The sequence below is a fragment of the Rhodococcus sp. AG1013 genome, assembly GCF_003350365.1.
In the GTDB taxonomy this organism is placed as follows: domain Bacteria; phylum Actinomycetota; class Actinomycetes; order Mycobacteriales; family Mycobacteriaceae; genus Prescottella.
Genome location: NZ_QQAT01000027.1, coordinates 21,550 through 43,203, shown reverse-complemented (window position 1 = coordinate 43,203; position 21,654 = coordinate 21,550). Strand labels below are relative to the sequence as shown.

16 protein-coding genes and 3 tRNA genes are annotated in these 21,654 nt (G+C 69.0%); 10 read left to right on the top strand and 9 right to left on the bottom strand.

Features of this window, described 5'->3' with window-relative positions; all coding sequences use genetic code 11:
* Window positions 1-72 precede the first annotated feature (72 nt).
* The 3 genes from orn to DEU38_RS29525 all read left to right on the top strand — a co-directional run bounded on the left by orn (window position 73) and on the right by DEU38_RS29525 (window position 1,325).
* Entirely contained in the window at window positions 73-672 is a 600-nt protein-coding gene (gene orn, locus DEU38_RS25010; protein ID WP_114724110.1) for an oligoribonuclease, read from the top strand.
* A gap of 83 nt (window positions 673-755) precedes the next feature.
* Window positions 756-828 (top strand) — tRNA-His (locus DEU38_RS25005).
* A gap of 362 nt (window positions 829-1,190) precedes the next feature.
* Window positions 1,191-1,325 carry a hypothetical protein gene (locus DEU38_RS29525; protein ID WP_258558152.1) on the top strand — a complete coding sequence of 45 codons (135 nt, stop codon included), beginning with the start codon at window positions 1,191-1,193 and terminating at the stop codon, window positions 1,323-1,325.
* 107 nt (window positions 1,326-1,432) lie between these two features.
* Here DEU38_RS29525 and DEU38_RS29520 read toward each other — a convergent pair whose 3' ends face one another.
* Window positions 1,433-1,666: a hypothetical protein gene (locus DEU38_RS29520; protein WP_114724079.1), complete on the bottom strand. Its 234-nt coding sequence runs from the start codon at window positions 1,664-1,666 to the stop codon at window positions 1,433-1,435.
* A 46-nt stretch (window positions 1,667-1,712) separates the two neighbouring features.
* Entirely contained in the window at window positions 1,713-2,957 is a 1,245-nt protein-coding gene (locus DEU38_RS24995) for an Ig-like domain-containing protein (protein ID WP_114724078.1), read from the bottom strand.
* Between the two features lie 274 nt (window positions 2,958-3,231).
* Between DEU38_RS24995 and DEU38_RS24990 the strand changes: the two genes are divergently transcribed.
* Window positions 3,232-3,304, top strand: a tRNA-Lys gene (locus tag DEU38_RS24990).
* Between the two features lie 41 nt (window positions 3,305-3,345).
* Window positions 3,346-3,418: transfer RNA gene (locus tag DEU38_RS24985), tRNA-Lys, on the top strand.
* Window positions 3,419-3,576: 158 nt separating this feature from the next.
* Here the strand turns inward: DEU38_RS24985 and DEU38_RS24980 are convergent.
* Entirely contained in the window at window positions 3,577-3,798 is a 222-nt protein-coding gene (locus tag DEU38_RS24980; protein ID WP_031936604.1) for a DUF3618 domain-containing protein, read from the bottom strand.
* A gap of 186 nt (window positions 3,799-3,984) precedes the next feature.
* Here DEU38_RS24980 and bcp point away from each other — a divergent pair, with 186 nt between their 5' ends.
* Window positions 3,985-4,455, top strand: coding sequence for a thioredoxin-dependent thiol peroxidase (gene bcp / locus DEU38_RS24975; RefSeq protein WP_114724077.1), 471 nt, complete (start codon window positions 3,985-3,987; stop codon window positions 4,453-4,455).
* Between the two features lie 10 nt (window positions 4,456-4,465).
* Here bcp and DEU38_RS24970 read toward each other — a convergent pair whose 3' ends face one another.
* Window positions 4,466-5,824, bottom strand: coding sequence for a dipeptidase (locus DEU38_RS24970; protein ID WP_258558151.1), 1,359 nt, complete (start codon window positions 5,822-5,824; stop codon window positions 4,466-4,468).
* A gap of 73 nt (window positions 5,825-5,897) precedes the next feature.
* A complete protein-coding gene (locus DEU38_RS24965; RefSeq protein ID WP_114724075.1) occupies window positions 5,898-6,626 on the bottom strand; it encodes a TetR/AcrR family transcriptional regulator in 729 nt (242 codons plus the stop codon).
* 104 nt (window positions 6,627-6,730) lie between these two features.
* Between DEU38_RS24965 and DEU38_RS24960 the strand changes: the two genes are divergently transcribed.
* From DEU38_RS24960 to DEU38_RS24950, 3 genes are all read left to right on the top strand, one after another.
* Window positions 6,731-7,684: an ATP-binding cassette domain-containing protein gene (locus tag DEU38_RS24960; protein WP_114724074.1), complete on the top strand. Its 954-nt coding sequence runs from the start codon at window positions 6,731-6,733 to the stop codon at window positions 7,682-7,684.
* Entirely contained in the window at window positions 7,681-8,481 is an 801-nt protein-coding gene (locus tag DEU38_RS24955; protein ID WP_397484757.1) for an ABC transporter permease, read from the top strand. Before DEU38_RS24960 ends, DEU38_RS24955 begins: the two co-directional genes overlap by 4 nt.
* A gap of 105 nt (window positions 8,482-8,586) precedes the next feature.
* The gene (locus DEU38_RS24950) at window positions 8,587-9,240 is read left to right on the top strand and encodes a TetR/AcrR family transcriptional regulator (RefSeq protein WP_397484756.1); all 654 of its coding nucleotides are present in this window, start codon (window positions 8,587-8,589) and stop codon (window positions 9,238-9,240) included.
* A 22-nt stretch (window positions 9,241-9,262) separates the two neighbouring features.
* On the opposite strand, the gene DEU38_RS24945 is transcribed toward DEU38_RS24950, so the two are convergent.
* Together DEU38_RS24945 and DEU38_RS24940 are read right to left on the bottom strand one after the other, a co-directional pair.
* A complete protein-coding gene (locus tag DEU38_RS24945) occupies window positions 9,263-10,855 on the bottom strand; it encodes an MFS transporter (RefSeq protein WP_114724073.1) in 1,593 nt (530 codons plus the stop codon).
* A gap of 7 nt (window positions 10,856-10,862) precedes the next feature.
* Window positions 10,863-11,297, bottom strand: a complete 435-nt coding sequence (locus DEU38_RS24940; RefSeq protein WP_114724072.1) for a hypothetical protein — start codon at window positions 11,295-11,297, stop codon at window positions 10,863-10,865.
* On the opposite strand from DEU38_RS24940, the gene DEU38_RS28725 reads away from it, so the two are divergent.
* On the top strand, window positions 11,296-11,433 hold the full coding sequence (locus tag DEU38_RS28725; RefSeq protein ID WP_174911557.1) for a hypothetical protein: 138 nt from the start codon (window positions 11,296-11,298) through the stop codon (window positions 11,431-11,433). The genes DEU38_RS24940 and DEU38_RS28725 overlap by 2 nt on opposite strands.
* A 215-nt stretch (window positions 11,434-11,648) precedes the next feature.
* On the opposite strand, the gene DEU38_RS24935 is transcribed toward DEU38_RS28725, so the two are convergent.
* Both DEU38_RS24935 and DEU38_RS24930 read right to left on the bottom strand, forming a co-directional pair.
* Window positions 11,649-12,050, bottom strand: a complete 402-nt coding sequence (locus tag DEU38_RS24935) for a holo-ACP synthase (RefSeq protein WP_114724071.1) — start codon at window positions 12,048-12,050, stop codon at window positions 11,649-11,651.
* Complete coding sequence (locus tag DEU38_RS24930; protein ID WP_114724070.1) at window positions 12,050-21,364, bottom strand: type I polyketide synthase; 9,315 nt, start codon at window positions 21,362-21,364, stop codon at window positions 12,050-12,052. The genes DEU38_RS24935 and DEU38_RS24930 overlap by 1 nt, the downstream gene beginning before the upstream one ends.
* Window positions 21,365-21,654 lie beyond the last annotated feature (290 nt).

The window sequence follows — 21,654 nt, the reverse complement described above, 5'->3', positions numbered from 1 at the left end:
TCGAGCAGAAAGCGTGCGGGAAGTTCTCCACCGTGGACAATATCCCGCCCGGGCGTGACTACTGTGTTTCTCGTGCAGGACAAATTGGTATGGATCGATTGTGAAATGACGGGCCTTCGGCTCGGTACGGACAAGCTCATCGAGATCGCTGCATTGGTGACCGACAGCGACCTCAACATCCTGGGTGAAGGCGTGGACATCGTGATCCACGCCGACGACGACGCTCTGGCGGACATGCCCGACGTCGTGACCCAGATGCACGCCAAGTCCGGACTGACCGAAGAGGTACGCGCGTCGACGGTGACCGTCGCCGAGGCGGAACAGATGGTGCTCGCCTACATCCGCGAGCACGTGCCCGTCGCCGGCACCGTGCCGCTGGCAGGCAACTCCATCGCGACCGACCGCGGCTTCATCGCCCGGGACATGCCCGAACTGGACGGGCACCTGCACTACCGCATGATCGACGTCAGCTCGATCAAGGAGCTGTGCCGCCGCTGGTACCCGCGGATCTACTTCGGCCAGCCGGAGAAGGGCCTCTCGCACCGGGCCCTCGCGGACATCAAGGAATCGATCCGCGAACTGCAGTACTACCGGCGCACCGCGTTCGTGGCGGATCCGGGCCCCTCGACCACCGAGATCGCGGCCGTCGCGAAGGAGTTGGGACCGGCCTGACCAGCCGATTGGCACTTTCCTCGATCGACAGGCTAATATTCATCTCGCTGCAGCAACCGGTTCCGCCGGAAGCGACAGCGATGGTGACTGTAGTTCAGTTGGTAGAGCACCAGGTTGTGATCCTGGCTGTCGCGGGTTCGAGTCCCGTCAGTCACCCCGAAGAAAAGCCCCCGGCATCGCCGGGGGCTTTTCTCGTTTCTCCGGCGGCACCTCACCCTCACGTCGTGCGCTCCGCCGCCACCGCGCGTTCTGCGCACCGATCGCCCGCCGAGGCCCTCCGAAGTCCGCCGCATACACAAAAGGCGAGATAGCAACGCCGGCGTGATGCAGTTCACTTTTCAAGTACCCGGTGACACACACAAATCGCCCTGAACAGGAAAAACTCACAAGTCCCACTCAGTGGGACCTCCAATTAACCGTTTGTTCATCCGGCCCCTACTGTGACGCACAGCATCTTTGATGCAGCGGCATGACACATGCCACGCCCCCCAATCCGCATCACATGAAGGAGCTTCACAATGGGTTCTTCCGACTCCGACCTCGCCCTGATCAAGCAGATCCAGCCGGTCATCACCGGCATCGGCGGCGCTCTTGCCGGCGTCGGCGCAATCCTGGGCCTGGTCGGTGCACTGAACGCCCTCTTCCCCGCGTAGAGGTCGACACACAGACTGCTCCACGAGAAGCGGCCGGCACCCGATGGGTGCCGGCCGCTTCTTGCTGTGTCTCACGCCACGATCTTGCAGACGCGTCGCGACAGGTACTAGTCGAACAGCGTCGGCGAGTCGCCGCTGTCCGCGTCGTCTACCGAACGTGCGGCGCGCGCACCTGGTTCAGCCTTACGCACCACGGTCAGCGTCGTCGTCCGACGCGAGAGCCGGTGCCCATCCGCGTGTTCGAGCAACGCCATGCCATGCCGGACCTCGAGAACAGTCCACGGGCCCGCATGGCCCGCCGCCTGAACGAGATCCCCGACTCCCACCGCTACCACGCTCAGCTCCCGTTCCTTCGGACGATTCGGTCACACCCAGAATAATCGCCCGCTACGCGTTGCCGGCCCGCCAGGTCTCCCAGGGGATGTTCCAGTCCCCGAGTCCGTCGGTGCCCGACAGGGTGCCGCCCACCGTGTTCTTGACCAGGACGATGTCGCCACGCTTGGTGTTGTCGTAGATCCACTTCGCGTTGGAGGGGCTCATGTTCAGGCAGCCGTGACTGGTGTTGGTGTTGCCCTGCTCGCCGAGGGACCACGGCGCGGAGTGGAAGAAGATGCCGCTGTACGACATTCGCGTGGCCCAGTCGACCGGCGTCTTGTAGCCGTCCGGCGAATTCACCGGGACACCGTAGGTCGACGAATCCATCACCAGGTGATCGAACCGGTCTCCGACGATGTAGACCCCGTTGTCCGTGGGGGTGCTGTTCTTGCCCATCGACGTCGGCATCGTCTTGACGTCGCGACCGGACACGTTGACGGTGACCTGCTTGGTCTCGTCGTCGGCGGTGATGACCACGGCGTCGCCGATCGTGAACGACGAGTGCACGTCCTCCTGCCCGAACAATCCCTTGCCGAGATCTCGGCCGTACGCCTTGACGTCGACGGTGACCGTGGTGCCCGGCGCCCAGTAGTTCTGCGGCCGCCAGCGCACCTCACGATTGTTGAGCCAGTAGAAGGCGCCCTCGACCGGCGGCGCGGTGACGATCTCGATCGCGCCCTCCGCAGCCTTGCGGTCGGGGATGTTCTCGTCGAACTGGATCGCGACGGGCTGGCCGATACCGACGACGCTGCCGTCGCCGGGCATCACGTACGGCTTGGTGAGGTTCCCGGGGGCACTGGTCGTGAACGACAGAGTGGTCGATGTCGAGCCACCGAGTCCGTACGCGTCAGCCTGGAGCGTGTACTTGCGGTTGTATCCGAGTGGTTCGGTGTTGGTCCACGACAGCCCGTCCGGAGCCACCGCTCCGGCGACCGTCTTGCCGTCCGGGTTGCGCAGCGCCACGTTCGCCAACCGGCCGTCGGCCACCCGGACCGAGACCGGGTCGCCGGGCGAGAAGCCCACGGCGCCGTCCACGACGGTGGTGGTGAGCTTCGGCTGGATCAATGCGACGAGCGGATTGGAGTCGACCGGCCCGGTATCGGAAGTGGAGGCGCCGGCCGCACCGGTCGAGATGGTGCACCCCGTGACGAGCATCACCATCCCCAGAGCCGCTGCGACCACTGCCGCGGCGGCAGGCAGCCTCGATCTCGTCGCTCCACCCCCGCGCCGACGACCCTCACCGCGACTGACCTTCATGAAAACCCCACTTCACACTGCACACCTACCGAGGCAAGTCCCTTCGACCCACCCCACCCACGTGCCGACCCGACAATCCCTCCGGCACCCGCGCTCCTGCATGATGCCAGGTTCGCGCAGCCGACTTCCCCGACGTGCCGGACACGTGAGTAACGGTCGAATACCAATCGCCACCTGCGGCTCGAGGGTTACAGGACCACTGATTTGCTTTCGCTCGAAGCCGTCCGCTAATGTTCTCCTCGCACCGAACGAGGGACACCTCGCGACGAGCAATGCGCCTATAGCTCAGTTGGTAGAGCAAGTGACTCTTAATCACTGGGTCCGGGGTTCGAGTCCCTGTGGGCGCACGCTAGTTCACTAGCAGCCGGTTCTCCGGCAAAATGGGCATGCGCCTATAGCTCAGTTGGTAGAGCAAGTGACTCTTAATCACTGGGTCCGGGGTTCGAGTCCCTGTGGGCGCACCGTGAAAGGCCCCCGCACATCATGTGCGGGGGCCTTTCGTCGTTTCCGATCGAAGGCTCGATGCCTCCGAAACGACGAACGGGACGTCAGGTCACACGATCCCGGGGAATGTGTGACCTGACGTCCCGTTCGAGCTGCCGGACCTGGTCCGGTCGCGTCAGCGGAAGATCTTGCGCAGCACCAGCAACCCGACGACAGCACCGGCACCGATGAGCGCCGCCTTCACGGCGGGCTCGTTCAACTTCGCGAGGACACTCTGCTTGGTCGTCTCGACGAGCCGCTTGGGGTTGGTGCGGACGGCGAGCACGTCGAGTGTCTGCGCGAGTTGATTGCGGGCGTTCTCGATGTCCCGCTCGATGCTCTCGGTGTCCCTGGGCACGTGTCCTCCAACTGGTTCGAATCGGTGCGGCTGTGATGCTGCTGTGCCGGTCACGCTACCGGCACAGCTCGACACAACCGTAGAGCAGAAGGGAGTGCGGGGCGTCGTGCGGACCGTCGCTCGTGCCGTCCGCGCCCGTCCGCGGTCGGCCACAGCCGTCGGGGGCCTTGGGTAGCCTCAGTCGCTGTGACCGAGAACAGGCTCGCCCCCGGCGACATCGCACCCGACTTCACCCTGCCCGACGCCGACGGCAACGAGGTGTCGCTCGCCGACTACCGCGGCCGCAAGGTGATCGTGTACTTCTATCCCGCCGCGAGCACGCCGGGCTGCACCAAGCAGGCGTGCGACTTCCGCGACAGCCTCGCCGAACTCAACGAGGCCGGCCTGGACGTCGTCGGCATCTCCCCCGACAAGCCCGCCAAGCTCGCGAAGTTCCGCGACAACGAGGGCCTGACCTTCCCGCTGCTGTCGGATCCCGAGAAGACGACGCTCACCGCGTGGGGCGCGTTCGGCGAGAAGAAGATGTACGGCAAGGTCGTCCAGGGCGTCATCCGCTCGACGTTCCTCGTCGACGAGAACGGCAAGATCGAGGTGGCCCAGTACAACGTGCGCGCCACCGGCCACGTCGCCAAGCTCCGCCGCGACCTGTCGGTCTGACGCCGCCCCGTCAGCCGAGGCCCTGTAGGAACAGGGCCTCGGCGACGGCCAGATTCTCGATCTCCGACGGGTCAACGCTCTCGTTGGGCGCGTGGATCAGCGCCCGCGGCTCCTCGACACCCATCAGCACGATCTCGGCGTCCGGGAGCTGTCCGGCCAAGGTGTTGCACAGCGGGATCGTGCCGCCCTGCCCCGCCACCGCCACGTCGGCGCCGAACGCCTCCGCGAGCGCGGACGTCAGAGCGGTGTAGCCGGGCCCGGACGTCTTCGCCCGGAACGGCGACCCGACCGCCTCACGTTCCACCGTCACGTGGGCGCCCCACGGCGCCGCTTTCTCGAGATGCGCGATGAGCGCGTCCTGCGCCTTGTGCGGATCCATCCCCGCCGGCACTCGCAGATTGAGCCGGGCCGACGCCCGCGGCTGGATCGCCGCCGCGGACCCGACGACCGGCGGAGCGTCGATCCCGAGGATCGTCAGCGCCGGACGCGCCCACACCGCGTCCGCGACCGAGCCCGAACCGGTGAGCCGGACCCCGTCCAACACGCCGGCATCCGCCCGGAACTGGTCCTCCGGATAGTCCACACCGTCCCAGTCCTGCGCGGTGTCGAGCCCGTCGACGACGGTGTTGCCGCCGTGGTCCCGCAACGTGGAGAGCATCTGGACGAGCGCGGCCAGAGCGTCCGGCGCGGAACCGCCGTACATGCCCGAATGCAGTTCGCCCGCGAGGGTTTCCACATGCACCACGACGTTCGCGATTCCCCGCAGACTCGTCGTGAGGGTGGGCCGGCCGACTGCGACATTGCCGGTGTCCGCGATCACGACCACGTCCGCGGCGAACAGTTCGGGCCGCTGCTCGACCAGATCCTCGAGCCCCCCGCCGCCCATCTCCTCGGAGCCCTCCGACACGATCCGGATCCCCACGGGCAGCGGCTCCCCTGCTCCCGCGAGCGCCCGCAGCGCGAGCAGGTGCATGACGACATTGCCCTTGCAGTCCGCGGCACCGCGCCCGTACCACCGGCCCTCGCGCTCGGTGAGTTCGAACGGCGGCGTCGCCCACAGCGCCTCGTCGCCCGCAGGCTGGACGTCGTAGTGGCTGTAGAGCAGCACCGTCGGCGCACCCTCGGGTCCCGGCTGATGCCCGACGACCGCGCGGGAACCGTCGGACGTCCCGATCAGTTCGACGTGGCCGATCCCGGCCGCCCGGAAGGCGTCGGCGACCCAGTTCGCGGCGGCGGCGCACTGCTCGGGCGGGGCCTGCCTCGGATCCGCGATGGACCGCAATGCCACGAGCGCGGCGAGTTCGTCACGCGCGGTCGGCATCAGCTCCCGAACCCGGGCCCGGATCTCGTCCGACTTCTGCACCACCACGGCCACCTCCAGCATTCTCGACGCGTCGCATCCGAGCCTACGAGCCGGAGACGGCCGACGTGGCGTACTGCCGCTAGGTGTCGTACTGCGCCACGAGACGTTCGACGCCATCGAGGAGCAGCGACAGCGCGAACCGGAAATCGGCGTCCTGCCAATCGACGTCGTCCTCCGCGAACGCACCGCTGTCCAGCGCCGACATCAGGGCCGGAAACTGCGCCGGGTCGAGGACCCTCGGCAGGATGCTGGCGTAGTTGTCCGCTTCCACGTCGGGGACCAGATCGATGGTGAACCGGGCCCGGCCGATGACGTGTACCGAGACGTTCAGCGCAACCTGCACCTTGAGCGGCTCGGGCAGCGCCGTCGATGCCAGAGTTCCGAGAGCAGCCTCGAGCCACGCGATGTTGTTCGGCCCGAGAGGGGCCCCGCTGATCGGCAGGTGCAGCCACCACCGGTGGCGCATGAGCGTGTCGTACTCGGCGCGCGCCCACACCTCGAGCCCCTCCCGCCACGACAGCTCCGGCGGAATCGTCGGCGGCGGGCCGATGACGCGATCGGAGATCAACTCGAGCAGTTCGTCCTTGCTCTCGACGTACCGGTACAGCGACATCGTGGTGAAGCCCAGACGCTTGGCGACCCGCGCCATCGACAGCGCCGCCACGCCCTCGTCGTCGGCGAGTTCGATGGCGGCATCGAGGATCTCGCTCACGCTCAGGCCCCGCTTGGGGCCACGGCTGCCGGCTTCGCCCAGTCCCCAGGCGAGTTCGACGATCCGAGGCAGCGCCGCGCCCTCAGTGGTCTCCATCCGCGTCACCGCTCCTCTCTCGAGCCGACTCTTGCGCTCATCCTAAAACTGCGTATGTTGTAAACAGTTGTGTATCACGTACGCAGTTTTGGGGAGGACGGCTCATGTACCGACCACAGACCACGCACGCCATCTCGGCGACCGGGTTACGGAAGACCTTCGGCGACCGCACGGTGCTGGACGACGTGGATCTCCACGTGCCCACGGGCAGCGTGTTCGCGCTGCTCGGCGCCAACGGCGCCGGCAAGACCACCACGGTCCGCATCCTGTCGACCTTGCTGCCGTTCGACGCCGGGCAGGTCGAGGTCGCGGGACACCACCTGCCGTCGCAGGCGCGTGCGGTCCGCGCCGACATCAGCGTCACCGGCCAGTACGCGTCGGTCGACACACTGCTCACCGGCCGTGAGAACCTCACCCTCATCGGCGACCTGCATCACCTCGGTCGCCGTGAATCACGGCGCCGCGCAGACGAACTCCTCGAGCAGTTCTACCTCACCGACGCCGCGAACCAGCGTGCCGACACCTACTCCGGTGGAATGCGACGACGCCTCGACCTCGCGATGAGCCTGGTCGCGCGGCCGCGGGTGCTGTTCCTCGACGAACCGACGACCGGGCTCGACCCCCGGAGCCGTCGAGACATGTGGGCGATGGTGCGCGAACTGGTCCGCGACGGCACCACGATCCTGCTCACCACGCAGTACCTCGACGAGGCCGACGAGCTCGCCGACCGGATCGCCGTCCTCGACGCCGGAAGGATCGTCGCCGAAGGCACCGCGGACGAGCTCAAACAGCTGGTACCGGGCGGGCACGTGGAGATCGCCGTCCACGACCCGGCCCAGCTCGCGCGGGCGAGCGCAGCGCTGTCCGACGCCGTCGTCGACCTCGACGCCTCGACGCTGCAGATCCCGACCGACGGCAGCATCCGCTCCCTCAAGGCGCTCCTCGACCGCATCGACGACCCGACGCTGTCCGTCGATCGGTTCACCCTGCACACCCCCGATCTCGACGACGTGTTCTTCGCCCTCACCGGTGGAGCCCGCAAGGAGGAAGTCCGATGACCGTGCCATCTACGACATCGACCCTGACCGTGAACGAACCCGTGTTCGCACTGTCCGACTCCTGGACGATGTTGTGGCGGAACCTCACCCACATCTCGCGCAGCCCGGACACGATGCTCACGGCCCTCGCCCTGCCGATCATGTTGATGGTGATGTTCGTCTACGTGTTCGGTGGCGCGATCGACACCGGCGGCGCCTACATCGATTACGTCGTGCCGGGCATCATCCTGTTGTGCGCGGCCTTCGGCGCGTCCACGACGGCGGTGAGCGTCTCCAGCGACATGACCGACGGCATCATCGACCGGTTCCGCACATTGCCCATCGCACGGTCCGCGGTCCTGAACGGACACGTGCTGGCGAGCGTCGTGCGGAACATGATCACGACCGCGATCGTCGTCGCATTCGCGCTGCTGATCGGGTTCCGCCCGACGGCAGACCCCGTGCGGTGGCTCGGGGCGATCGGGATCATCGCGTTGTTCGTGTTCGCGCTGTCGTACCTGTCGACCGCGCTCGGGTTGCTCGCGAAGAACCCGGAAGCCGCGAGCGGCTTCACGTTCGTCATCCTGTTCCTGCCCTACGTCAGCAGCGCGTTCGTGCCGGCTGCCACGATGCCGAGTTGGCTGCAGTGGTTCGCCGCGAACCAGCCGGTCACCCCCGTCATCGAGACGGTTCGGGGGCTGCTGATGGGCACGCCGATCGGCGACAGCGCCGTGCTGGCCGTCCTGTGGTGTGCCGCCGTCACCGTCGTCGGATTCGTCGGCGCCACGGTGCTGTACCGCAGGCGGACGACGCGTTAGCGGTACCGCGGGAAACACCAGAACGGGCAGGTCGTCGAATCTGACGGCAAAGACCGATAATCTGTGCTCGTGGAGTCCACTACCAGCCGCCGTCCCCCTCGCAGGGTGGACCCCGCGCTGGAGGTCCAGAGCGACCCCCAGGAACTCATGCCCCGGCGGCGCCCGACGCAGGAGCGCAGCCGCCGCAAATTCGACGCCCTACTGGCCTCGTCGCGGGAACTGCTGGTCGACGTCGGCTTCGAATCGTTCACGTGCGAGGAGGTGGCGGCCAGGGCGGATGTGCCGATCGGCACGCTGTACCAGTTCTTCGCGAACAAGTACGTGATCGTGTGCGAGCTCAACCGCCAGGATCTCGTGGGCGTGCAGCAGGAGTTGGAGGCGTTCAACGGCGAGGTACCGTCGCTCGACTGGCTCCGGTTCCTCAACAAGTTCGTCGATCACATGGCGGGGCTGTGGACGTCGGATCCGTCGCGGCGTGAGGTGTGGCTGGCGATGCAGTCGACGCCGTCGACCCGGGCCACCGGCGTGATCCACGAGAAACAGTTCGCCGAGCAGGTCTCGCGAATGCTGGCGCCGCTCACCCCGCACACGCCCCGCGAGCGCCGCAAGATGATGGCCGAGGTCCTGGTCCACGTCGTCTACTCGATGTTGAATTTCTCGGTACAGGACGGCCAGAGCCACGCCGACGCCGTCGCCGAACTCAAACGGCTCATGGTCGCGTATCTGCTGGTGGCCGAGAAGGAATCACGCTCGACCTGAGGTCCACCGCACCCGACCGGGGTCAGCGGGCCTCCACCTCCGCCACACCGTCGTAGCCACCGCTGGTCCTGCCACGCACCCGCACTGCTGCGACGACCGTGATGGCGGCCGCGACGAAGATCATGCTCGCGGAGACCAGCAGCGCCGTGTCGAGGCCGGCATGGAACGCCGCGTACGTCGCGTCGATGACCTGGTCGACGATCGGACCGTAGGCCGACGACGCCTCCTCACTTCCGCCGGCCGGCACGGCCCCGGTCTTGATCGCGTCGATGACGATGGACTGGAAGTTGGCGGGAATGTCCAGATCGTTGAGCCTGCCGGTGAGGTCCTCCGTCAGGTGGGAGTTGACCAGCGCGCCGAGCGCCGCGACCCCCACTACGGCCCCGATCTGACGCATCGTGTTGGTGGCCGCAGCCGCCATCCCCGAGTGCGCGGCGGGCACCCCGGACAGGACGGCAGACGTCAACGGCACCACCGCGATCCCGAACCCGAGACCCGCGACGGTGAGCGCGCCGGCCAACGGAACGAAGGACGGGTCGCCGCTCAGTGCCGCTCGGGTGAGCAGGATGCCCACCGCCGCCAGAATGCACCCCACGATCATGGGCACCGCGGCCGAACTGCGGGCCACCCAGAATCCGCACAGCGCGGAGCCGACCACGATCGCGACCGCCATCGGCGTGAACATCGCCGCGGCGTGCAGTCCCGAATAGGCGTAGACCTCCTCGAGATACAGCGCGGTGAAGAAAAAGATGGAGAACACCCCGAAGTAGACGGCGAACGCGACGATCAGCGCGCTGCGCACCAGCGGCGGGTGCAGGTACCGGAAGTCGAGCATCGGGTTGCGGACCCGCAGCTCGACGATCACGAAGGCGACCAACGAGATTCCGCCGACGACGAACAGTGTGATCACCGACGGTGCGTCGTAGCCGACGTTCTCCCCCGAGATGCCCGCAAAGATGACGCATCCGAGGAAGGTGGAACCCAACACGAACCCCGCCAGGTCCAGTCGCCCCGGCTGCGGATCGGAACTCTCGGGAACGAATCGAACAGCCGCGACGAACAACACGGCGCCGAGGACGAGGTTGAACCAGAACACCGCGCGCCAGTCGTACGTGCCGACCAGCAGACCGCCGACCACCGGGCCCAGCGCGAGCGCCAGACCGGACACACCGGCCCACGCACCGAGCGCCTTGGCACGGTCGCTCCGATCAGGGAACACGTGGCGGATCACCGACAGCGTGCCCGGCTCGGATGCGGCCGCTCCCACGCCCATCACCGCGCGCCCCACGATGAGCACCGCGACGGTCGACGCGACCGCCGACACCGCCGAACCGACGCAGAAGATCACGATGCCCGCGACCATGACCCGCTTGCGTCCCCACCGGTCGCCGAGCGAACCCGCCGTCAGCATCAGAGACGCGAACACCAGCGTGTAGGCGTTCACGACCCATTGCAGCGACACCACACCCGCATGCAGGTCCGACTGCACGCTGCCGAGCGTGACACTGACGATCGTGGTGTCGAGGAACGTCAGGAACAGCACCGCGCAGACAGTCGCGAGCGCGGCGCGCGGTTGCGCCGTCGCGCCGATCGGCGCGACGACACCGCGGCTCATGTCGAACTCAGCTCGGTGTCGCCGCCGATGTCGTCGGCTGTCCGCACACCGGCGGCGGGTTTCCCTCGAGGGTCAGCAGGTCGCAGAACGTGCCCTGTGCGACCTTCCACTGGCCGTCCTGCTCGACGGCCTCACCGATCCGGTCGGCCAGCACGGGTTGACCGTTCATCTCGATCGTGTACGTGACGGTCGCGTGGCCGGGGGCGTCCATGTCCACGTTCGTCACGGTCGCCGTGGTGCCCTTCGCCATCGGCGATTCGGCCTGCGCGTTGATGGTGTCGGCGAACGCCTCGCCGTTCTGCACCAGCAGGATCTTCTGGCCTCCCGATGTCTCCCCGGAGAAGAATGCGACGAAGGCGTCGTTCACGTCCTTCGACGCCCCGGTCATCGGCATCGCCGTCCCCGTCCCGCTCGGGGAGGTCATCCCCGTCCCGAATGTCATGGACGCGGATGTCATGGAGGCGCTGGTCGAACCGGACGAGTTGTCGTCGTTCGACGAGCACCCGGTCACGGCCAGCAGTGCCGCGAACCCCACCGCGGTCACCGCCCGGATCGTGCCGGGCCTGCGGAAAATCTGATCGTTCTGTGTCGAGTGGAACACGGTTTAGCCCTTCCGTCTCGGATCACCCCGGAACAGGTTCGGAACAGCCTCGCCTCCGTTTCTACGCCGATTACCGTCCCTCGACCCCCTGTTCGGCGGCAATCCGGCGCGATTTCCGCCCGCGGTCCGGCAGAAACGACGAGACCGGCCGACGGATTTCTCCGTCGGCCGGTCTCGTTCGTCCGGGTCCGGTCAGGCGATCGGGTCCGGCTCCTCGATCACGACCATCGCTCCCGCCACGTCCCCGTCGTGGGTGAGCGACAGGTGGATCTTCGCGGACGGCAGGAACTGCGCGGCCTCGTCGTGCAGCTTGATCGTCGGGCGCCCCCAGGCGTCGTTGACGACCTCGACCTGCACGTAGGCGTTGTCGCCGACGGCCGGCGGCCGGGCGAACCGGGAGGCCGCCCACGCCTTGATCACGGCCTCCTTCGCCGCCCAGCGCACCGCGTAGTGCCGGGCCGGTTCACTCTTGGCCTCGCAGTAGCGCCGCTCCCCCGGACGGAAGCTCGACTTCATCGCCGTACCGGGACGCTTCAGCTGCTCCTCGAACTCCGAGATCGTGACGACGTCGAAGCCGATTCCGAGAATGGCCATCACTGGCACCCCGGCTTCCCGAGGCGGTACACGTGATCGCTGCCCAGGCGCGCATCCTCGGCGAGGAGCATGTCGGCCTCGAGCTGCCGGGATGCCTTGGCGGGCACCGAGTCCCCGCCGAAGCGACGGTCCGCCGGACGCTCGTACAGGCTGTCGCCACCGCACATCGCCGCGGCCAGACGGCGCTGACCGTCGATCGTGCGCTGCTGTGCCTGCGCCAGGTAGGCCTCGCGCTGATCCGCCGGGATCGACTCGACGAACGCCTGCGGGTGAACCACCGCGATCAGGCCCGACACGTGACCGAAGCCGAGGCTGGTCAGCAGGCCCGCCTTGAGCGCGAACTGGTCGCCGAAGCGCAGCGGGGTCCGCGGCCACACCAGGTGCGAGAACTCCGCCATCTTGTCGTCGACGCAGTCGAGGCTGCGGTTCGGCGGGATGACGCCCTGGCCGAGGACCTGGCACAGGCCGATCAGCTGGAACGCCGCCGCACCACCCTTGGCATGACCGGTGAGGGTCTTCTGCGAGATCACGAACAGCGGGGCACCCTCGCTGCGGCCCAGGGCCGCGGCCAGACGCTCGTGCAGTTCGGCCTCGTTCGGGTCGTTCGCCGCGGTCGAGGTGTCGTGCTTGGAGACCACCGAGATGTCGTCGGCGGTGACACCGAGCGCATTGAGCGACAGCGCGAGCTGCGAGTCCTGTCCCCCGCGTCCGGCGCCGAGGGCACCGATGCCGGGGGCCGGGATCGACGTGTGGACACCGTCGGCGAACGAACCCGCCCACGCGACCACACCGAGGACCGGCAGGCCCATCTCCAGGGCCAGGTCGCCCCGGGCCAGCAGGATCGTGCCGCCACCGGCCGACTCGACGAATCCGCCGCGACGGCGGTCGTTGGCCCGCGAGAAGCGACGATCGCTGATGCCCTTGGCGGTCATCTCGTCCGACTTCGCGGTCGCCGACATGTCACCGAAGCCGATGATGCCCTCGATACCGAGGTCGTCGAAGCCACCGGAGACGACCAGCTTGGCCTTGCCGAGCCGGATCTTGTCGACGCCCTCCTCGACGGAGACCGCAGCCGTGGCGCACGCCGCAACCGGATGCACCATCGCGCCGTAGCCACCGACGTACGACTGGACGACATGCGCCGCAATCACATTCGGCAGGGCTTCCTGCAGGATGTCGTTCGCGCGGGACTCACCGAGCAGCGTGTCGATGTACAGCGAGCGCATCGACGTCATGCCGCCCATACCGGTGCCCTGGGTGTTGGCAACGAACGCCGGGTGCACCCAACGGAGCAGTTCGGACGGGGTGAAGCCGCCGGTGAGGAACGCGTCGACGGTCGAGACGATGTTCCACAGGCCCACACGGTCCACGGATCCGGCCATGTCGGCGGGGATGCCCCACTTGGTGACGTCGAACCCGGTCGGGATCTGGCCGCCGACCGTGCGGGTCAGCTTCGCCTTGCGCGGCACGCGGATCTCGGTGCCGGCCTTGCGGGTGACGGTCCAGTCGCCGCTCTCCGCGTCGACCGCGGCGGTCGTGTTCTCCGGATCGGAGTCGACGAACGCCCGGGCCTCGGCCTCGGAGCCGACCACGAACGACAGGTCCTTGTCGATGAACACCGACGTCAGCAGCGGCGCCGTGTTGTCGACCATCGCGCCCTCGTCACCGTAGGTGCGGATACCGCACCGCTCGACGACGGCGTCGTGGTAGCGGTCGGCGATCTCCGCCTCCGGCACCAGGTCTCCGGTCTCGGCGTCGTACCAGCCGGCGACGGGATCGTTCTCCCACGTCACCAGGCCGGTGTTCCATGCCAGCTCGAGTACGCCGGCCGCCGAGAGCTGCTCGTCGACCTCCATCTCGAAGCGGGTCCGGGACGAACCGTACGGGCCGAGCTCACCGGCGCCGACGATCACGACCAGATCGGCAGGATCGACGTCCAGCTCGGGCCAGGACCCGACGGCCGGCAGTTCGACCGCACGCGGCGGAGCAGGCAGCGCCGCAATGGAATTCGCATCGACACCGGCCTCGTCGGCCTTCTTGCCGGCGTTCTCGGCCGCCTCGGCGGCCTCCTTCGCCAGCGCGGGCAGATCCAGGTCGACCTCGGCGAGTCCGCCGGTCAGGTCGACCACACGCGGTGCATCCGCAGCAGCACGCCGGACGTCCGCCGTGCACGAGCCCAGCAGTTCGGTGGCCATCTCGTCGGTGGACCAGGTGCGCACGCCCTTGGCCTCGACGGCCTCGACCATCGGGTCGTTGCCGCCCATCAGGCCGGTGCCGCGCACCCACCCGATCAGCGCGTGGACGATCGTGACCCGCTCGGCCCACGTGCGCTCGGCCGACCAGCGTCCGACGACCGCGTCGAGCGCGGCCTTGGACTCGCCGTACGCGCCGTCGCCGCCGAACAGGCCGCGGTTCGGGGAACCGGGCAGCACCACGTGCAGGTGGGTGTCGACGTCGCTGTCGTAGCCGATCTTCGACAGGCCGCCGATCAGTCGCTCCACCGACCACAGCAGGACCCGCATCTCCATCTCGGCGCGGGCGCCGGCGTCGGAGAGCTCACCGGCCACGCGAGGTGCGGCGAACGGGAACAGCATCGTCGGAGTCATCGCCTCCTTGATCAGCTTCTTCGCGCCACCCGCGGTCTCCGTCTGGACCGTGCCGACCCAGTCGATGAGCGCGTCGACGTCCGCGTAGGACGCCATGTTCGCGGGGACCACCCACAGGGCGGCACCGGCGCGGGCGTTGTCGGCGTAGAGCTTGCGGTAGAAGCCCAGCCGCGCGTCGTCGAGGCGCGAAGTGGTCACGACCACCGTCGCACCGCCGCCGAGCAGCTTGCCCGCCACCGAAGAGGCGATCGAGCCCTTGCTCGCACCGGTGACGACCGCGATCTCACCGGACCACTGACCGGCCTCGTCGATCGGGGCGATCGCGACCTGCGCGATGCGGCCGTAGATCTCGGCGAGCGTGGTGCGGCCGGTGTCGGTGGCGCGCTGCTGCCACCACTGGGCGTGGGCGGCCACGGCAGCACCGGCACCGTCGAAACGCTCGACGGTCAGCTCGGTCTCGCCGATCCAGGCCCGGGCCAGGTCCTCGCGAGCGGTGGCCCAGCGGTCGTCGATCAGGACGGCCTTCTTGGCGTCGAACGCGGGGGCGACCAGGCGCGGCCAGTCCGAACCCAGCTCGGCCGACACCAGGTCGACGAGCGCGGTGTCCTCGGTTGCGACCGCGGCCGCCGCCGCATCGCTGAAGCCGAGCTGCTCGAGCACCAGACGGGCAGCAGAGGCGAGAACGCCGTTGCGACCGGTGATGTGCTCGGTGAACTCGCCGAGCGCGGCAGCGTCGACGGTTCCGCCTGCACCGCCACCGGCGGCCGGCAAGGAAACTACGAGACCGCGTCGCGAGGCGACCGACTGCACGGCCGCGTCGACGAGCGCGTCGACCGCTGCGCCGTCGGCGATCGCACCCTCGTGCAGACCGCCCATCGCGCCACCGCGGACGCTGGAGCCGTCACGGGTGCCGAGTGCGACCTCGGCGGTCACGTGGTGGGCCCAGCCGTCGCCGAGCTCCCAGACCTTCTTGACGCGGTCCGCGATCGCGGCGGGGCGGCGACCGGACGGGCCGAACACCTTCCGCAGGTGATCGTTGATCGAGTCGGACAGCACCGGGCCGAACGGCTTGTAGGTGCGCGCCAGGCGGTCGACCGTCACTGCGAGCGAGCCCATGTCGGCATCCGCGGCGCCGTCGATCGCGCCGAGCGACAGCTCGGCGCCGAGGTCGACGAGCAGCTGGTTGCGGCGCGAGGACACGCCGTCGCACAGCGCCTCGATGGTGTCGGCGGGACCGATCTGGTCCGGGCGCAGCTTGGTCCACAGGGCGATGAGCACCTTGGTGGCGTCGGCGGCCTTGAACGCGATGTCGTCCGGGCGCGGACCACCGGCCGGCGCGGCCGGGGCCGCGGCGGGCGCGGCGACAGCCGGAGCGGCTGCCGCTGCGGGAGCGGCACTTTCGATGGGCTCGTCATCCTCCACCGGCGCCGGATCGACATCGGTGCTGTAGACGACGGACGCCTCACGCTCGATGTTGAGGACCTCGACCGTGCTGTTCGCATGCTCGGGCAGCTTCGTCGTCTGCGAGGCGAGGTTCGCGACGGTCGGGGTGGCACCCAGACCGATCTCGACGAACCGCTCCACCCCGAGGCCGCCGTCGGCCTCGTCGGTGAACAGCAGGTCCTGCGTCTCGATCCAGCGGACCGGGCTCGCGAACTGCCAGGCCAGCAGCTCGACGAGGATGACGCGGGTCAGCGCGACGGGGCGCTCGCTCCAGCTGTCGAAGTCGGCGAGCACGGCCTGCAACTGCTGCGACGGCACCAGGTCGGCGATCTCCTGGACGAAGTCGCGGCGCAGGTTGAACAGCTTCGGCACCAGGTTCGGGATGTAGCGGCCGATCAGCACCGACGGATCGATGTCCTGCGGCAGCAGCTCGTCGAGCTTGGCGCGGAAGTCGTCGACACCGCCCCGCAGCACGGTCGAGTGGAACGGCACGTCGATGCCGGGCACCACGATGAACGCGCGCTTGCCGCCGAAAGCCTCACGGCGGATGTCGATCTCACGCTCGAGCGCGGCGAGACCCTTGACCGTGCCGGCGATCGCGTACTGCGAACCCTTCAGGTTGAGGTTCACGATCTGCAGGAATTCACCCGTCGCGTCCGCGACGCCTCCGACGAAGGCCTGCAGCTCGTCGTCGGCGACACCGATCTGCGACGGACGGATCGCGGCCATGCGGTAGTCGCTGCGGCCGGCCGCGTCGCGCGGGACCAGCTCGTGCATCGCCGAACCGCGCTGGAACACGACCTCGAGCAGCGCCTCGAGCGGCAGCACACCGGCGACCGCGGCGAGCGCGTTGTACTCACCGACCGAGTGGCCGGCCAGGTACGAACCCTCCACGTAGGCACCGGATTCGCGCAGCTCCGCGACCTGGGCCACGCCGAGGGTGGCCATCGCGACCTGCGTGAACTGGGTCAGGTGCAGCACGCCGTCCGGGTGGCGATGCTCGACGCCCCGCGCCTTGACCAGCGTCGGGTTGTCACGGACCACGGCCAGGATCGAGAAGCCGAGGGCCTCACGGGTGTGCTTGTCGGCGCGCTCCCACACCTCGCGGGCGGCCTTGCTGCGGGCGCGGGCGTCGAGGCCCATGCCCGGGCGCTGGATGCCCTGACCGGGGAACGCGTACACCGTCTTCGGCGTGGCGGTGCGGCCGGTGGCGACCATCACCAGGTCGCCGTCGACACGGCAGCCCACCTCGACGATCTCGGCACCGCGGTCGGTCGCGACACGGTCGACGCGGACGTCGATCTCGGCGCCGGGACGGACCATCCCGAGGAAGCGGGCGGTCCACGCGGTGAGACGACGAGCCGGAGTCTTCGACTGCGGATCGACGGCGGTGACGGCCTGCTGTGCCGCGGCGGACAGCCACATGCCGTGCACGATCGGGCTGCCGAGCCCGGCCAGCAGTGCGGCCGCGTCGGACGTGTGGATCGGGTTGTGGTCACCGGAGACGCGGGCGAACGCCGCCATGTTCCGCGGCGCCACCATCTTCAGGTCGCGGCGACGGCGACGCGGGGTCTCGGCGACGTCGTCGCCGAGCGAACCGCCGGCGCGGGCCGGATCGGCCAGCTCACCCTTGCCGGTGCGACCGCGGATCGCGAAGCGCTCGGTGAGCGTCGCGACGGCCGGGGCGTCGAGGCCCTCGCCGAGCATCGCGCCGACCTCGACGCGGACCTCGACGACGCGACCCATGTCGGTGTCGACGATCTCGCCGGCCTCGGCACGGACCACGAGAATGCTGGTCTCCGTGGGCAGTTCACCCACCAGGTGCACGGCGTGGTCGAGGTGGACCAGGTCGAGCATGCCCTCGATGACGTGGACGCCCGCCGTGGTGGTCGCGGCACCCAGAGCGGCGAACACGGCCGGCCAGCAGGCGCCGACGACGACGTCGGGCACCGCATTGCCGCTGGTGCTCACGGTCTCCGGCAGGCCGACGCCGGTGACACCGGCGTGGTCGGCGACCAGGTCCGGGGTCCACGCGAGGTTGATGTGCGCGACACCACCCTTGACCGCCGGAAGCTCCTGTCCGGCAGCGACGCCGAGCAGTGCGGACATCGACGCCTCGGCGTCGGCCTCGGTGACGACCGGGGCACCGCCGTCGCGGACCGCGGCCGGGACGGTGATCCGGATCTCGACGGCCTTGCCCAGCGCGAGCGGGACCGTGAGGTCGACGTGCTCGGCGCCGGCGACGACCAGGCGGGCGCCGGTCTTGTCGTGGCTCGCGACGGTGTCGGACTCGATGGTCCACTCGGCGACCTCGCCGAGGCGACGGACCGGGTTCTGCGTCAGGCGCGCGGCCCACAGCACGTCGGGCGCGGTGAGGACGGCGTCGAGCAGACCCGTGCCGAAGCCACCGTGGCGACGACCCGCGACCTGGGCCGGGGTGACACCGGTCGCGACGAGCTCGTCGGCCGTGGCCTTCTCGAAGCGGTCGAGCAGATCGCCCACCGGCTCGTCGACGCGGGTGATGCCGGCGACCGCGACGGTGCCGGGGATGACGCACACCTGGTCGGCGCCGTAACGCGGATCGTGAGCCTGCCACAGCGAGTCCGAGCGCCACCAGCGACGGACGTCGCCGTCGACGACGGGCACGAAGTTGACGGGCTTACCGGGCGTCTTGCACAGCGCGGTGAAGAACGGGACATCGGCCGGGTGCAGCACCGTGGTGGCGTAGTCCGGGTATGCGGCCTCGAGCGCGCACAGCGCGGCGAACGGCTGGTCGAGCGTGGCCGAATCCGCGAACAGGGTCTCGATCGGTCCGCGGTCGTTGCGGTGCAGGCGGGCCTCGGCACGCTGGAGCATCTCACCGAAACGGGCACGCCACGAGACGTCCAGCCATACCGACTGCGTGGCCTCCGCGATCGCGTCCTGCACGTCGCCGCCGCAGTCGAACGCCTGCGGGGAGTCGACGCCGACGGCGAGCTCGAGGTAGCGGCGCAGCCACTGCTGGTAGGTCATGGCCGCGACGTCACCGAAGTACGGCTTGGCGGTCACGTCCAGCGCGGCGATGATCTCGTCGCGGCGGGCAGCGACGGCCTCGGCGTCACCGGCGACCTCGTCGAGCAGACGACCGGTGCGCGATGCGGCGTTGTCGATCTCGTGGATGTCGGCGCCGAGCTGGCTGCGGCCGGAGGCCATGCCGCCCTCGGCGGTGCCCGCACCGACCCAGTCGGGGGTGCCGGGGGTGTCGACCAGCAGCTGCTTGACCTCGGGCGAGGTGGTGGCCTCGAGGGCTGCCATCGCGGCGGTGCCGACGAGGATGCCGTCGAGAGGCATTGCCGGGAAGCCGTATTCGGTGGACCAACGGCCGGTCAGGTAGTCGGCGGCCCGCTCCGGGGTTCCGATGCCGCCGCCGACGCAGAGCACCAGGTTCTCCCGGGTGCGCAGCTCGGCGTAGGTGTCGAGCAGCAGGTCGTCGAGGTCCTCCCACGAGTGGTGACCACCGGCGCGGCCGCCCTCGATGTGGACGATGACGGGGTACGTCGGGACCTCGTTGGCGATACGGATCACCGAACGGATCTGCGCGACGGTGCCCGGCTTGAACGCAACGTAGCTGAAGCCGGCCTCGGTGAGCTCCTCGATGATCGAGACGGCTTCCTCGAGCTCGGGGATGCCTGCGGTGACGACGACGCCGTCGAACGGGGCGCCCGCGGCCCGGGCGCGCGGCACGAGGCGCTTGCCGCCCACGTGCAGCTTCCACAGGTACGGATCCAGGAACATCGAGTTGAACTGCACGGCGCGCCCCGGCTCGAGCAGGCCCTTCAGTTCCTCGACGTGGTCGGCGAAGATCTGCTCCGTGACCTGGCCGCCGCCGGCGAGCTCGGCCCAGTGACCGGCGTTGGCCGCGGCGGCGACGATCTTCGGATCGACCGTCGTGGGGGTCATGCCGGCGAGCAGAATCGGCGAGCGACCGGTGAGCTTGGTGAACGCGGTCTCGACGGCGACGCGGCCGTCCGGCAGCTGAACTGCCTTGGGCGCGAACTCGGTCCACGCGCGCGGCACCTCGGGTGCGGCGCCCGGAGTGAGCAGGTTGCGGTGACCGCCGCGGGTGGACGCGGCGATGATGCCGACGCCGTGGCCGCGCAGGCCCGCAGAGGTCATGCGGGTGAGCAGGTCGCCGGGGCCCAGGTCCAGGATCCACGCGGCACCGGACTCGACGGCGCCGTCGACCGCGTCGACCCAGTCGACCGGATCGACCAGCACGGCCTGCGCGAGGGCGCGCACCTGCTCGGCGTCGAGGCCGCAGCGGGTGGCCCAGCCACCGATGATGTCGACGGCCTCGTTCAGGGCCGGGTGATGGAAGCCGACCTCGACGGACAGCGACTCGAAGACCGGCGAGAACACGGCGCCGCCGCGAGTCTTGGCGTCACGGGCGCGGGTCTCGTCGGCCGCGATCTGCTCGCAGCGCTGCTGCACGCAGGCCAGCTGGGCCGGCGGACCGGACAGCACGACACGACGGCGGCCGTTACGGATCGCCATGACAGCGGCGCGCTCAGGCTCCTGGCCCTCGGCGAGCTCGGCGACGATTGCCTCGAGACGATCGGGGTCGACGTTCGAGACGGCCAGCATCGGCGCGCGGTCGGCGGTGGCGATGATGCCGCGGCGACGGCCGACGAGACCGGCTCCGGCGCCGATGAGCTGGGCGGTGGCGAGCAGCGCACCATCAGCGGCACCGCCACCCTCCACGGCGGCGGCAGCGATGAGGCCCTGCGAGTGGCCGATCGTCGCGACCGGGGCTGTCTCCGCCGGATCGAGGCCCTGCTGCTGCAGCGCACGCAGCGCCGCGAGCTGGGTCAGGAAGACGCCGGGCAGCGACACTGCGGCGGAGGTGAGTGCGGCCGCGGACGGGCCGGCGGGCGCGCCGGCAGTGTCTTCATCGTCCGCGAGTTCCTGCTCGAGGATCCACGCGATCGGATCGAAACCGACCGGGCGAACCACCAGAAGGTCCTGCGCGACCGGCGCGAGGAGCGCGGCAGCCTCGTTCACCAGCTCGGTGAGCGTCGGCTCCAGGCCGCTGTCACGTGCGAGCTCCGCGAGGGCGCTCAGCCACGGCGCGCCCTGGCCACCGAAAGCCAGTGCGTACGGCTCGCCTGCCCGCAACCGGTCCACGAGCGGACCCTGCGCGGAGGACCGGGCAGAACCCCGATCCGATCCGAACTGGCTGCTCTCCCTCGAGGTTCGTCCGTTTCCTGCAGTGTCGTCGATCGTCACTGAAGTTAAGTCCTCTCCTGGTTCCCTGACGGGAGGTAGGTCGTGGTCGGCCGCCCTCGGCAGAGCTGTCGCGGCGATGTCGCGGCACCCCTCGAACACGCTTCGAAATCCAGCGAATCCGGGCGCGTCAAGGTTGGCACAAAATCATGAGGGAAGCCTCACGTTTGCCACCGACCCCCTTCCCTACCAGCGAGTATCAAGTGACATTGCGCACAGGATCGCGCGAAAGTGACCCGCCAGTAGACCGCGTAACTGCGGGTCACAGGCCATGCATGGACGTCCACAAACCT